Origin of the sequence: Streptococcus fermentans, from assembly GCF_040888305.1 — a bacterium.
GTDB classification, from domain to species: Bacteria; Bacillota; Bacilli; order Lactobacillales; family Streptococcaceae; genus Streptococcus; species Streptococcus fermentans.
The window spans coordinates 134,711-148,743 of the sequence record NZ_JBFNFG010000005.1; the positions used below are offsets into that span (position 1 = coordinate 134,711).

The 14,033-nt window shown below is 39.9% G+C and carries 10 protein-coding genes; 9 read left to right on the plus strand and 1 reads right to left on the minus strand.

Annotated elements, in window-relative coordinates; all coding sequences use genetic code 11:
• Positions 1–95: 95 nt before the first annotated feature.
• From AB2B50_RS06370 to gap, 8 genes are all read left to right on the plus strand, one after another.
• On the plus strand, positions 96–1,769 hold the full coding sequence (locus tag AB2B50_RS06370; RefSeq protein WP_320692753.1) for a BglG family transcription antiterminator: 1,674 nt from the start codon (positions 96–98) through the stop codon (positions 1,767–1,769).
• Between the two features lie 116 nt (positions 1,770–1,885).
• Positions 1,886–2,977, plus strand: coding sequence for an L-ascorbate 6-phosphate lactonase (gene ulaG, locus AB2B50_RS06375; RefSeq protein WP_006153413.1), 1,092 nt, complete (start codon positions 1,886–1,888; stop codon positions 2,975–2,977).
• A 114-nt stretch (positions 2,978–3,091) separates the two neighbouring features.
• The gene (gene tkt / locus AB2B50_RS06380; protein WP_320692754.1) at positions 3,092–5,068 is read left to right on the plus strand and encodes a transketolase; all 1,977 of its coding nucleotides are present in this window, start codon (positions 3,092–3,094) and stop codon (positions 5,066–5,068) included.
• Between the two features lie 116 nt (positions 5,069–5,184).
• Complete coding sequence (yajC, locus tag AB2B50_RS06385; RefSeq protein WP_000509386.1) at positions 5,185–5,505, plus strand: preprotein translocase subunit YajC; 321 nt, start codon at positions 5,185–5,187, stop codon at positions 5,503–5,505.
• Between the two features lie 48 nt (positions 5,506–5,553).
• Positions 5,554–6,009: a low molecular weight protein-tyrosine-phosphatase gene (locus tag AB2B50_RS06390; RefSeq protein ID WP_025171293.1), complete on the plus strand. Its 456-nt coding sequence runs from the start codon at positions 5,554–5,556 to the stop codon at positions 6,007–6,009.
• Positions 5,984–6,397: an MORN repeat-containing protein gene (locus AB2B50_RS06395; protein WP_075226726.1), complete on the plus strand. Its 414-nt coding sequence runs from the start codon at positions 5,984–5,986 to the stop codon at positions 6,395–6,397. The genes AB2B50_RS06390 and AB2B50_RS06395 overlap by 26 nt, the downstream gene beginning before the upstream one ends.
• A 300-nt stretch (positions 6,398–6,697) precedes the next feature.
• Positions 6,698–9,349 carry a bifunctional acetaldehyde-CoA/alcohol dehydrogenase gene (adhE, locus tag AB2B50_RS06400; protein ID WP_049510067.1) on the plus strand — a complete coding sequence of 884 codons (2,652 nt, stop codon included), beginning with the start codon at positions 6,698–6,700 and terminating at the stop codon, positions 9,347–9,349.
• Between the two features lie 267 nt (positions 9,350–9,616).
• Positions 9,617–10,627 (plus strand): type I glyceraldehyde-3-phosphate dehydrogenase, encoded by a 1,011-nt coding sequence (gene gap / locus AB2B50_RS06405; protein WP_320692755.1) that lies wholly within the window; start codon positions 9,617–9,619, stop codon positions 10,625–10,627.
• 73 nt (positions 10,628–10,700) lie between these two features.
• Here the strand turns inward: gap and AB2B50_RS06410 are convergent, their stop codons facing one another.
• On the minus strand, positions 10,701–11,576 hold the full coding sequence (locus AB2B50_RS06410) for an RluA family pseudouridine synthase (protein WP_320692756.1): 876 nt from the start codon (positions 11,574–11,576) through the stop codon (positions 10,701–10,703).
• Between the two features lie 88 nt (positions 11,577–11,664).
• Here AB2B50_RS06410 and pbp2a point away from each other — a divergent pair, with 88 nt between their 5' ends.
• A complete protein-coding gene (gene pbp2a / locus AB2B50_RS06415; RefSeq protein ID WP_320692757.1) occupies positions 11,665–13,890 on the plus strand; it encodes a penicillin-binding protein PBP2A in 2,226 nt (741 codons plus the stop codon).
• The last annotated feature ends 143 nt before the right edge of the window (positions 13,891–14,033 follow it).

A 14,033-nucleotide genomic window follows, 5' to 3' on the forward strand; every position in this document is an offset into this window, starting at 1 on the left:
TAAGAGTTTACAGCATATAATTGCAAAGTCTGTACGAATGTGATACCATTATAAAGTTGTTTTGGAAGCGATTGACAAATAGAGGAGTATGAATTATGGTATTAGATAAGGCGAGCTGTGACTTGCTTCAATATTTGATGGATCAAGAAACGTCCAAAACGATTATGACGATTTCAAAAGATCTAGCTCAATCTCGAAGAAAAATCTACTATCACATTGATAAAATCAATGATGCTTTGGACGATGAGAATTTGCATATCATCAGTCTGCCTCGGATTGGTATTTACTTGACCGATGAACAAAGAGAAGCATGTCGTCAATTATTAGACGAGGTTGATTCTTATGATTACATCATGAGTGCAAACGAGCGGATGCAGCTGATGCTCCTTCTGATTGGTATTTCTAAAGAGAGAATCACGCTTGAAAAACTCATGGAATTAACAGAAGTCTCTCGAAATACGGTCCTAAATGATTTAAATACTATTCGTTACCAGCTGACACTAGAGCAGTATCAAGTAACGCTTCAAGTTAGTAAATCTCGCGGTTACTACTTGAATGCACACCCTCTTAATAAAATTCAGTATCTTCAATCCCTTCTCTATCATATCTTTATAGAGGAGAACCCAGCCTTTGTAGCTATTTTAGAGGAGAAAATCAAGGAGCGATTAGAAGGTGAGATGCTTCTTTCTGATGAGGTCAATCAATTCCTCGAAAAACAGGTTCCATTGGTTGAGCAGGATTTGGGGAAAAAAATAAACCATCACGAAGTCACTTTTATGCTACAGGTTCTCCCTTATCTTCTACTTGGATGTGATACCGTTACTCATAATCAGGATAAGCATAAAGAAATTGAGCAAGAATTTTCACTGATTCGAAAGAGAATTGAATATCAGGTATCAAAAAAACTAGGAGAGCGCTTGTTTGAAACATTTAGCATCTCGTTTTCGGAATTAGATAGATCTCTGTTAGCTATTCTTTTGTTATCCTATCGAAAAGATCGAGACATCCATGCAGAAAGTAAAGATTTTCAGCATTTGAGAATGGCTTTAGAAGAGTTTATTTGGTATTTTGAATCCCAAACCAGAATGGAGATTGAACAGAAAGAAGATTTGTTGAGGAATCTCGTGATTCATTGTAAGGCTCTACTATTTAGAAAAAATTATGGGATCTTCTCAAAAAATCCTCTAACTCGGCAGATTCGTTCCAAGTATAGTGAGCTTTTCGTAATTACAAAAAAATGTGCTGAAGTGCTAGAAGAAGCCTGGCAGATTCGATTGACGGATGATGAGATTGCCTATCTGACCATTCACGTTGGAGGATTTTTAAAGTATACTCCATCGATTCAAAACAATACCAAGAAGATTTATATTGTGTGTGATGAAGGAGTGGGCGTTTCTAAACTCTTACTTAAACAATGTCGCTTCTATCTTCCAAACGAACAGATTGGGGCAGTCTTTACCACTGAGCAGTTCAAAAGCGTGGAGGATATTACTCAGGTTGATTTACTTATTACAACAAACGATGAGCTTGAGAGTCGCTTCCCAGTGCTAAAGGTAAACCCTATACTTGAGGCAGAAGATATTTTACGCATAACAGACTTTATGAAAAATAAGGTTCTTCGAAAAGATGGTCGAACCTTCAAGGATAATCTCTTAACAATTATTGCTACCTATATATCTGATAAACACGCTGCAGCAAAATTACAAGAAGAAATTCAACTTTTAATCAACCAAGAATTAGTCATCCAAGCTTTTTTAGATGAATCATAAACATCACAGTCCAATGATGAACACAAGCCTGTGTTTTTCTTGGTCTTTTTTAATATATCGGTCGGTGTTATACTAAGTATGAAATAAATACTTGAACAAAATATGGAGGATTTCAAATGCCAAACGTAAAAGAAATTACAAGAGAATCATGGATTTTAGCTACTTTCCCAGAGTGGGGAACATGGTTGAACGAAGAAATCGAAGAAGAGGTCGTTCCTGAAGGCAACTTTGCCATGTGGTGGCTAGGCAACTGTGGTACTTGGATTAAAACACCAGGTGGTGCTAACGTTGTCATGGACCTTTGGTCAAACCGTGGAAAATCAACTAAAAAAGTGAAAGATATGGTTCGCGGACACCAAATGGCAAATATGGCAGGTGTTCGTAAGTTGCAACCAAACTTGCGAGTTCAGCCAATGGTTATTGATCCATTTGCAATTAACGAACTAGATTACTACTTGGTTTCACACTTCCACAGCGACCATATCGACCCATACACAGCTGCAGCAATTCTCAATAATCCTAAGTTAGAACATGTTAAGTTTATCGGCCCTTACCATTGTGGACGAATCTGGGAAGGATGGGGTGTTCCAAAAGAACGCATCATTGTTGTCAAACCAGGTGATACTATTGAACTAAAAGACATGAAGATTCATGCAGTAGAATCATTTGACCGTACTTGCTTGGTCACGCTACCAGTGAACGGTGCTGATGAGACAGGTGGCGAACTTGCTGGTTTAGCTGTTACAGATGAAGAAATGGCTCAAAAGGCTGTTAACTATGTCTTTGAAACACCAGGTGGAACCATTTATCATGGTGCGGATTCTCACTTCTCAAACTACTTTGCGAAACATGGTAAAGACTTCAAAATTGATGTTGCTTTGAATAACTATGGTGAAAATCCAGTTGGTATCCAAGATAAAATGACCTCTATCGACCTACTTCGCATGGCAGAAAATCTTCGTGCAAAAGTCATTATTCCAGTTCACTATGATATCTGGTCTAACTTCATGGCTTCTACGAATGAAATCCTAGAACTTTGGAAAATGAGAAAAGATCGCTTGCAATACGATTTCCATCCATTTATCTGGGAAGTTGGTGGTAAATACACTTATCCTCAAGACCAACACTTAATAGAATATCATCACCCACGTGGTTTTGATGACTGCTTCGAACAAGACTCAAATATCCAATTCAAAGCCTTGCTTTAATATAAAAATTTTTTCTGGAGGTTATCCGTATGTTGCACGATACGGATAATTTTCATATAATAGTACAAATAGAATATGTGATAGACCTATCACCTCAAAGAGAAAGGAAATTCTATGTCAAATCTATCTGTTAATGCGATTCGTTTTCTAGGTATTGACGCTATCAATAAAGCCAACTCAGGTCACCCAGGGGTGGTTATGGGAGCTGCACCGATGGCATACAGCCTATTCACTAAAGAACTTCGTATCAATCCAGCTCAACCAAACTGGATTAACCGCGACCGTTTCATTCTTTCAGCTGGTCACGGATCAATGCTTCTTTATGCCCTTCTTCACCTTTCAGGATTTGAAGATGTGAGCATGGATGAAGTGAAGAGCTTCCGTCAATGGGGTTCTAAAACACCAGGTCACCCAGAATTTGGTCATACAGCAGGAGTTGATGCAACAACAGGTCCTCTAGGACAAGGGATTGCGACTGCGACAGGTTTTGCACAAGCAGAACGTTTCCTTGCAGCTAAGTACAACCGTGAAGGTTATAACATCTTTGACCACTACACTTACGTTATTTGTGGAGATGGTGACTTGATGGAAGGTGTCTCAAGTGAAGCTGCTTCTTATGCAGGCTTGCAAAAGCTTGACAAGTTGGTTGTTCTTTATGATTCAAATGATATCAACTTGGATGGTGAGACAAAAGATTCTTTCACAGAAAGTGTCCGCGATCGTTACAATGCTTATGGTTGGCATACAGCTTTGGTAGAAGATGGAACAGACTTAGAAGCTATTCATGCTGCTATTGAAGAAGCTAAGGCTTCAGGAAAACCATCTTTGATTGAAGTGAAAACTGTTATTGGTTATGGTTCTCCAAATAAACAAGGGACTAATGCCGTACACGGTGCCCCTCTTGGCGCGGATGAAACTGCGGCAACACGCCAGGCACTTGGTTGGAACTATGAGCCATTTGAAATCCCAGAACAAGTTTATGCTGATTTCAAAGAAAATGTTGCAGACCGTGGCGCATCAGCCTATGAAGCATGGACAAAACTAGTCGCAGATTATAAAGAAGCTCACCCAGAACTGGCTGCAGAAGTGGAAGCAATTATCGAAGGACGCGATCCAGTTGAGGTGACTCCAGAAGACTTCCCAGCTTTAGAAAATGGCTTCTCTCAAGCAACTCGTAACTCAAGTCAGGATGCCTTGAATGTTGTGGCTGCTAAATTGCCAACCTTCCTTGGTGGATCAGCTGACCTTGCTCATTCAAACATGACTTACATCAAAACTGATGGGCTTCAAGATGATGCAAATCGCTTAAATCGTAACATCCAATTTGGTGTTCGTGAATTTGCAATGGGAACGGTCTTGAACGGAATGGCTCTTCACGGTGGACTTCGTGTTTACGGAGGAACATTCTTCGTATTCTCAGACTACCTTAAGGCAGCGGTTCGATTGTCAGCTTTACAAGGTCTTCCGGTTACTTATGTCTTCACTCACGATTCAATCGCAGTTGGTGAAGATGGTCCAACTCATGAACCAATTGAGCACTTGGCAGGTCTTCGTGCGATTCCAAACCTTAATGTTTTCCGTCCTGCTGATGCACGTGAAACACAAGCAGCTTGGTATCAAGCAGTGAAGAGCGAGAAAACACCGACTGTTCTTGTCTTGACTCGTCAAAACTTGACTGTTGAGGAAGGAACAGACTTTGACAAGGTTGCGAAAGGTGCTTATGTCGTTTATGAAAATGCAGCAGACTTCGACACTATCTTGATTGCGACTGGTTCAGAGGTTAATCTCGCTGTTGCAGCCGCTAAAGAATTGGCAAGCCAAGGTGGAAAAGTTCGCGTAGTCAGCATGCCATCTACAGATGTATTTGATGCACAAGATGCAGCATACAAAGAAGAGATTTTACCAAATGCAGTTCGTCGTCGTGTAGCAGTTGAAATGGGAGCAACTCAAAACTGGTATAAATACGTTGGTCTTGATGGAGCAGTTCTTGGTATTGATACCTTTGGAGCGTCTGCGCCAGCGCCAAAAGTTTTAGCAGCGTATGGGTTTACAGTTGAAAACTTAGTAGAACTTGTAAACAATTTGAAATAAGAAAAATCAGGGCATTTGCTCTGGTTTTTTATTGACCTAAAATCAAGGTGCAATCTTGTAAAAACAAGTGAAATTTGATATAGTAGTTTTATCTGAATTACAAAGGAGAAAAAATAATGGGTGGGAATTTAACATTCTTGATTATGCTTGTTTTGATGTTTGGCTTGATGTTTTTCATGCAACGTTCTCAAAAGAAACAAGCTGAAAAACGTATGGAGAGCCTCAACAAACTTCAAAAAGGCTACGAAGTAATCACTATCGGTGGTCTCTACGGTACAGTCGACGAAGTTGATACTGAAAACAAAACGATTGTACTTGATGTAGACGGAGTATACTTGACTTTCGAATTAGGTGCAATTAGAACAGTTTTGCCAGTCAAAGAAGCTGTCACACCTGAAGGTGCAGTTATCGAAGAAGGCAGTGCTATTGAAGAATAAAACGGGGTGGAATGCATTCCCGTTTTTCTATAAATGAGAGGAACAATGATGAAAAAAGTTGTCTTTGTCTGTCTTGGCAATATTTGTCGTAGTCCTATGGCGGAATTTGTAATGAAATCCCTGACCGATAAATATGAGATTCAAAGTCGTGCGACTTCTTCCTGGGAACACGGTAATCCAATCCACAAAGGAACGCAAGGCATCTTTCGAAGTCATGGCGTTCCTTATGATACTTCAAAAACTTCCCAACAAATTTCTAAAAAAGATTTTGAGTATTTTGACTATATCATTGGGATGGATGAGTCTAATCTCGCTGATTTGCGTCAGATGTGTCCACAAGAACAACAATACAAGATACAGCCTTTTGCATCTGAAAGCGTTCCAGATCCCTGGTATACAGGTGATTTTGAAGAAACTTATGACCGAGTTTTAACTGGTTGCCAGGCTTGGTTAAGTCGCTTAGAAAATGAGAGTGAACATGGAAAATTTAAAACAACTCTATGAAAAATATAGTGTCTATTTAACACGTCCCCGTTTAGAAATTGCGACAGTAATCGTCATTGTTGTCTGTGCAGGTCTCGTATTTCTGACCAATCTTCCAAAACAGGGCGTTCTTAAGCTTGATAACGATGCTATTATTTATGACGGGAGCCTAGTTCGTGGTAAGATGAATGGTCAGGGCACTGTTACCTTCTCAAACGGTGATACCTATACTGGAGAATTTAACAATGGTGCCTTCAATGGTAAAGGTACCTACCAAGCTAAAGCAGGTTGGGTATATGAGGGAGACTTTGTAAATGGCCAAGCTGAAGGAAAAGGAAAACTGACTACCGAACAAGAAGTAGTCTATGAAGGGGACTTCAAACAAGGTTTATTTCAACAAGCACAATAACCTCCTCCTAGAAGGAGGTATTCTTCCAGACCGACAGAAAGCGCTTACATGGAAATAAAAACGGCTTACAAGACTCTTTTACAACTAAGTTTGTGAAAAATAAAACTTTTATGGAATAATTCACAAACTTTAAGTGAAAAAGTGCATGTGTGGGTATATTTGAAATTGTTTTCACAAACAAATAAAAAAAGTTTGTGAAATGTCTATGAAACTGTTTACAAACGTTTAAAAAAGAGTTATAATAATCTTGTGAAAAAATTAACAAAGGACTTGTGATCCTTGAAAGCTATGGAGGAAAATATGGCTGATAAAAAAACTGTAACACCAGAAGAAAAGAAACTCGCTGCCGAAAAGCATGTCGATGGTTTGGTGCAAAAAGCTTTAGTTGCCCTTGAAGAAATGCGTAAACTTGATCAAGATCAAGTCGATTATATCGTAGCAAAAGCTTCAGTTGCTGCACTTGATGCTCACGGAGAATTGGCTTTACATGCCTTTGAAGAAACAGGACGTGGAGTATTTGAAGATAAAGCAACTAAAAACCTATTTGCTTGTGAGCACGTGGTAAATAACATGCGCCACACTAAAACAGTTGGTGTTATCGAAGAAGATGATGTAACAGGATTGACTCTTATCGCTGAACCAGTTGGTGTTGTTTGTGGTATCACTCCAACAACTAACCCAACTTCAACAGCAATCTTTAAAGCGTTGATTTCATTGAAGACTCGTAATCCTATTGTCTTTGCATTCCACCCATCAGCTCAAGAATCATCAGCTCACGCAGCTCAAATCGTTCGTGATGCAGCGATTAAAGCAGGTGCTCCTGAAAACTGTGTACAGTGGATTACTGAACCATCTATGGAAGCAACTAGTGCATTGATGAACCACGAAGGTATTGCAACAATCCTTGCAACAGGTGGTAATGCCATGGTTAAAGCTGCATACTCATGTGGTAAACCAGCTCTTGGGGTAGGTGCCGGAAACGTTCCAGCTTATGTTGAAAAATCAGCTAACATCCGCCAAGCTGCTCACGATATCGTAATGTCTAAATCATTTGACAATGGTATGGTCTGTGCATCTGAACAAGCGGTTATCATTGATAAAGAAATTTACGATGAATTTGTAGCAGAGTTCAAATCTTATCACACTTACTTTGTAAACAAAAAAGAAAAAGCTCTTCTTGAAGAGTTCTGCTTCGGCGTGAAAGCAAACAGCAAAAACTGTGCTGGTGCAAAATTGAACGCTGACATCGTTGGGAAACCAGCAACTTGGATTGCAGAACAAGCAGGATTTACTGTTCCTGAAGGAACAAACATTCTTGCCGCAGAATGTAAAGAAGTTGGTGAAAACGAGCCATTGACTCGTGAAAAATTGTCGCCAGTTATCGCAGTTTTGAAATCTGAAAGCCGTGAAGATGGTATTGCTAAAGCTCGTCAAATGGTTGAATTTAACGGTCTTGGACACTCAGCAGCCATCCATACAGCTGATGAAGAATTGACTAAAGAATTTGGTAAAGCTGTTAAAGCTATTCGTGTTATCTGTAACTCACCTTCTACTTTCGGTGGTATCGGGGATGTTTATAATGCCTTCTTGCCATCATTGACACTCGGATGTGGTTCTTACGGACGTAACTCAGTTGGGGATAACGTTAGCGCCATTAACCTCTTGAATATCAAAAAAGTCGGAAGACGGAGAAATAACATGCAATGGATGAAACTTCCTTCAAAAACATACTTTGAACGTGATTCAATTCAATACCTTCAAAAATGTCGTGATGTTGAGCGTGTCATGATCGTTACTGACCACGCTATGGTAGAGCTTGGCTTCCTTGATCGTATCATCGAACAACTTGACCTTCGTCGCAATAAGGTTGTTTACCAAATCTTTGCAGATGTAGAACCAGATCCAGATATCACTACAGTTGAACGTGGTACTGAGATCATGCGTGCTTTCAAACCAGATACAATCATCGCTCTTGGTGGTGGTTCACCAATGGATGCTGCTAAAGTAATGTGGCTCTTCTATGAGCAACCAGAAGTGGACTTCCGTGACCTTGTCCAAAAATTCATGGATATCCGTAAACGTGCTTTCAAATTCCCATTGCTTGGTAAGAAGACTAAATTCATCGCTATCCCAACTACATCTGGGACAGGATCTGAAGTAACTCCATTTGCCGTTATCTCTGATAAAGCAAACAACCGTAAATACCCAATCGCTGACTACTCATTGACACCAACTGTGGCAATCGTAGACCCTGCCTTGGTATTGACAGTGCCTGGATTTGTTGCTGCTGATACTGGTATGGACGTATTGACTCACGCAACTGAAGCATACGTATCGCAAATGGCTAGCGACTATACTGACGGACTTGCTCTTCAAGCCATCAAACTTGTATTCGAAAACCTTGAAAGCTCAGTTAAGAATGCAGACTTCCACTCACGTGAGAAAATGCATAACGCTTCAACAATCGCTGGTATGGCCTTTGCCAATGCCTTCCTAGGTATTTCTCACTCAATGGCCCATAAGATTGGTGCGCAATTCCACACAATCCATGGTCGTACAAATGCAATCTTGCTTCCATACGTTATCCGTTACAACGGTACTCGCCCAGCTAAGACAGCTACATGGCCTAAGTACAACTACTACCGTGCAGACGAGAAATATCAAGATATCGCTCGTATGCTTGGACTTCCAGCTTCTACACCAGAAGAAGGGGTTGAATCTTTTGCAAAAGCTGTTTACGAACTCGGTGAGCGCGTAGGTATCGAAATGAACTTCAAAGCACAAGGTGTTGACGAAAAAGAATGGAAAGAACATTCACGTGAGTTGGCCTTCCTTGCTTATGAAGACCAATGTTCACCTGCAAACCCACGTCTTCCAATGGTTGACCATATGCAAGAAATCATCGAAGATGCTTACTATGGTTACAAAGAAAGACCAGGACGCCGTAAATAATTAATTATCAGCCAAAACCGAGGGTAAACCTCGGTTTTTTATGCTTAGAGAATATGTTTTTATTAAGAAATGCATAGAATTGGAGTAGGCTGCAAGGCTAAGTAAAGAAATGAAAATATTGCCAAAGCTTATCAGAAAAACAAGGCCAGCGCTTGCAATTAAACTCAAATAGTTATATAATAGGTATGTTGAAAGGTGATTTGTAGTGATTCAAGTTACTCTTTTCACAATAAAATTTTCATGATTTTCATAAGGAGGAAATCACTAATGGTAGTTAAAGTTGGTATTAACGGTTTCGGACGTATCGGTCGTCTTGCTTTTCGCCGTATCCAAAACGTAGAAGGTGTTGAAGTTACTCGCATCAACGACCTTACAGATCCAGTTATGCTTGCACACTTGTTGAAATATGACACAACTCAAGGTCGTTTCGACGGAACTGTGGAAGTTAAAGAAGGTGGATTTGAAGTTAACGGTAAATTCGTTAAAGTTTCTGCTGAACGTGATCCAGAACAAATTGACTGGGCTAACGACGGTGTAGAAATCGTTCTTGAAGCAACTGGTTTCTTTGCTACTAAAGCAGCTGCTGAAAAACACTTGCACTCAGGTGGAGCTAAAAAAGTTGTTATCACTGCTCCTGGTGGATCAGATGTTAAAACAGTTGTATTTAACACTAACCACGACGTTCTTGACGGTACTGAAACAGTTATCTCAGGTGCTTCATGTACTACAAACTGCTTGGCTCCAATGGCTAAAGCACTTCAAGACAACTTTGGTGTTGTAGAAGGATTGATGACTACTATCCACGCTTACACTGGTGACCAAATGATCCTTGATGGACCACACCGTAAAGGTGACCTCCGTCGTGCTCGCGCTGGTGCTGCTAACATCGTACCTAACTCAACTGGTGCTGCTAAAGCTATCGGTCTTGTAATCCCAGAATTGAACGGTAAACTTGACGGAGCTGCACAACGCGTTCCTACACCAACTGGTTCAGTAACTGAATTGGTAGTTGTTCTTGAAAAGAACGTTACTGTTGATGAAGTGAATGCAGCTATGAAAGCAGTAGCCAATGAATCATACGGTTACACAGAAGATCCAATCGTATCTTCAGATGTTGTAGGTATGTCTTACGGATCATTGTTTGACGCAACTCAAACTAAAGTTCTTGACGTTGACGGTAAACAATTGGTTAAAGTTGTTTCATGGTACGACAACGAAATGTCATACACTGCACAACTTGTACGTACTCTTGAATACTTTGCTAAAATCGCTAAATAATTCTTGAGTTGATAAAAGCAAGGCCAACTGGTCTTGCTTTTTTTGTATCTATAAGAAAAAATGGATGATAGTGTCATCCATTTTGGTTTAATTCTCTTTCAAATGTGCCTGATAGCGCAGTAAAGCTTAATTGGTTTAAGGTCAGAGGATGGATAAAGGATAATTTAAATGCATGAAGCATCAGTCTCTTTGTTTTTGAATGTGGATTGTAGAGAGGATCTCCAAGGATTGAATGTCCATGGTGAGATAGATGAACCCGAATCTGATGTGTTCGACCTGTTTTTAATCTACAGCGGACCAGAGAGGTCTTGTTTTGAAATTGCTTCAATCGAGTTACATGAGTTTCAGCATATTGACCATTTTTGAAATCCACCACCCGTTTTCTACGATCGTGACGATCGCGACCTATTTTATCTCGGAAGATAAGTTCTTTAGAACCTACTTTTCCTTCAACCAGAGCCCAGTACTCGCGGGAAATCTCTTTTTTCTCCAATAATCGATTGAGGATGGGCAGTATAAATGGATTTTTAGCAAAGAGGATGAGGCCGCTCGTTTCCTTATCTAGCCGATGGACAACATAGCAAGTCTGGCCTACATAGGCGCTGACATGATTGAGAAGTGCAATTTCTTCTGGTTGATTTCCGTGAGTTTTCATACCTTCGGGTTTGTTCACGATGATCAAATGTTGGTCTTGGTAGACTTCTTGGACAAGATTAGGATTTCCCCAAACAATTTCTTTTGTAGGATAATCCTCTTCGTCGAAAATCAGTTGACATTCATCTCCGGATTTGACAGTTTGATGCCAGTGGACTTCTTCTTGATTGATGAGAATGTGCTTTTTAATTCTCAAGAAATGCCGTATTTTTCTCGGAATGAGTAGTTGCTCCTCCAAGAAGACTTTGACAGTCATTTCAGGAAGAGAGTCAGGGATAACAAAGGTAAATTTCATACAGATATTGTAACAAAAAATAGATTATTTGGATAGAGAAACTAGCTAAATTCTTGTCTTCCTATGGGGAAGATGATAAAATAAACGCATGAAATTAGATACATTATTTGAAAAGTTTCTTTCTTTATTTAAAAAAGAAGAAGCTAAAATGGAAGAAATAGAAATCGACGAAGCTAATAATGAAGAAAATACCTCGACTAATTTAAGACGGTCAAGAGGTGGGCGAAAGAAAGTTGGCCAAGTCGGACCCATTCGAAAATTTTGGCGTCGCTATCATCTGACCAAAATTTTTCTAATTCTCGGACTAAGTGCAAGCTTGTTTGTTGGGGTCTATCTATTTGCCTTGGCTAAATCGACAAATGTTACAGACTTACAGAATGCTTTGAAAACACGAACGGTGATTTTTGACAGAGAAGAGAATGAGGCTGGTGCCTTGTCAGGCCAAAAAGGGACCTATGTTGAACTTTCGGAAATTAGTGAAGATTTGCAGAATGCTGTTATTGCGACAGAAGATAGAAGCTTCTATAAAAATAGTGGAATTAACTATAGTCGCTTTTTCCTAGCTATCCTAACAGCTGGTCGATCGGGTGGTGGTTCTACAATTACCCAACAGTTAGCGAAAAATGCTTATCTTTCACAAGACCAAACTGTTCAGAGAAAGGCTAAAGAATTCTTCCTTGCTTTAGAATTAACCAAAAAATACAGTAAAAAAGAAATTCTAACCATGTATTTGAACAATGCCTACTTCGGTAATGGAGTTTGGGGTGTTGAGGATGCTAGTAAGAAGTACTTTGGAGTTTCGGCATCAGAATTAACTCTTGATGAAGCCGCCACTTTAGCAGGTATGCTTAAAGGCCCAGAATTGTACAATCCTCTGAATTCCATTGAGCATTCAACTAATCGAAGAGATACTGTCTTGCAAAATATGGTGGCTGCCGGCTACCTTGATAAAAATAAGGAAGCAGAAGCAGCAAGTGTTGATATGGCTTCTCAATTGAAAGATAGTTATGAAGGGAAAATATCAGACTACCGTTATCCTTCTTATTTTGATGCAGTTGTTAATGAAGCTATTGAAAAGTATAATCTAACAGAGGAAGAAATCGTTAATAACGGTTATCGAATTTATACGGAGCTAGATCAAAATTACCAAGCAAATATGCAGGTTATCTATCAAAACACTTCGCTCTTTCCGACAGCTGAAGATGGGACACATGCAGAGTCTGGTAGTGTCGCTTTGGAGCCAAAAACGGGTGGAGTTCGAGGAGTTGTTGGTCGAGTGGCAGGGGATGATAAGACAGGTTTCAGGAATTTTAACTATGCAACCCAATCAAAAAGAAGCCCAGGGTCGACTATTAAACCCTTGATAGTGTACACACCAGCGGTTGAAGCGGGTTGGTCTCTTAATAAGGAGTTGGATAATCATACCATGCAATATGGTGATTATAAAGTAGACAACTACGCAGGAATCAAGACATCACGAGAAGTACCCATGTATCAAGCTTTGGCTAAATCTCTAAATTTACCTGCAGTAGCTACTGTTAAAGAACTTGGAATTGATAAAGCCTTTGAAGCGGGGGAAAAGTTTGGTCTCGACATGAGCGATGTAGATCGTGTGCTTGGAGTAGCTTTAGGTGGTGGCGTAGAAACGAACCCTCTTCAAATGGCCCAAGCCTACGCAGTGTTTGCAAATGAAGGACTCATGCCGGATGCTCACTTTATCACCCGTATTGAAAATGCTAGTGGTCAAGTGATTGCTACTCATAAAAATACTCAAAAACGAGTGGTTGACAAATCGGTAGCTGATAAAATGACCAGTATGATGTTAGGTACTTTTACAAATGGTACAGGGGTCAGTTCGTCTCCAGATGATTATGTCATGGCTGGAAAAACAGGAACAACAGAGGCAGCCTTTAACCCAGAATATACCAGTGATCAATGGGTGATTGGTTATACACCAGATATAGTAATTAGCCATTGGCTTGGTTTCCCTACTACCGATGAAAATCATTATCTAGCAGGTTCGACTTCGAATGGTGCTGCTCACATTTTTAGAAGTATGGCGGAAACAATCCTACCATATACACCAGGTAGCACCTTTACAGTTGAAAATGCTTATAAAATGAATGGCATTGCACCAGAAAACGTACCTAAAAAAACTACAAGTGACACTAGTGCACAGTCTGACGATATACTATCAGATATTCGTGGACGAGCACAAAATCTGGTCGATGAAGCAGGAAAAGCTATTTCAGATGCTAAGATTAAAGAAAAAGCTCAGACAGTTTGGGATACCATTGTAGATCTGTTTCGCTAAATTGTTTAAAAGGTAAAAGGCAAGGATTCAAATCTTTGTCTTTTTTACCCTCACTTGTCAGTATTCACAACTGCCATAACATTAGAGAGTAAAAACAGCACAAGACAGAAACCAAAGCCCTTCTTTCCTCCTTTCTCTGCTAT

Coding starts and splice junctions, on each gene's coding strand:
- AB2B50_RS06370 (WP_320692753.1), top strand. CDS start 96: ATGGTATTAGATAAGGCGAGCTGTGACTTGCTTCAATATTTGATGGAT.
- ulaG (WP_006153413.1), top strand. CDS start 1,886: ATGCCAAACGTAAAAGAAATTACAAGAGAATCATGGATTTTAGCTACT.
- tkt (WP_320692754.1), top strand. CDS start 3,092: ATGTCAAATCTATCTGTTAATGCGATTCGTTTTCTAGGTATTGACGCT.
- yajC (WP_000509386.1), top strand. CDS start 5,185: ATGGGTGGGAATTTAACATTCTTGATTATGCTTGTTTTGATGTTTGGC.
- AB2B50_RS06390 (WP_025171293.1), top strand. CDS start 5,554: ATGAAAAAAGTTGTCTTTGTCTGTCTTGGCAATATTTGTCGTAGTCCT.
- AB2B50_RS06395 (WP_075226726.1), top strand. CDS start 5,984: ATGGAAAATTTAAAACAACTCTATGAAAAATATAGTGTCTATTTAACA.
- adhE (WP_049510067.1), top strand. CDS start 6,698: ATGGCTGATAAAAAAACTGTAACACCAGAAGAAAAGAAACTCGCTGCC.
- gap (WP_320692755.1), top strand. CDS start 9,617: ATGGTAGTTAAAGTTGGTATTAACGGTTTCGGACGTATCGGTCGTCTT.
- AB2B50_RS06410 (WP_320692756.1), bottom strand. CDS start 11,576: ATGAAATTTACCTTTGTTATCCCTGACTCTCTTCCTGAAATGACTGTC.
- pbp2a (WP_320692757.1), top strand. CDS start 11,665: ATGAAATTAGATACATTATTTGAAAAGTTTCTTTCTTTATTTAAAAAA.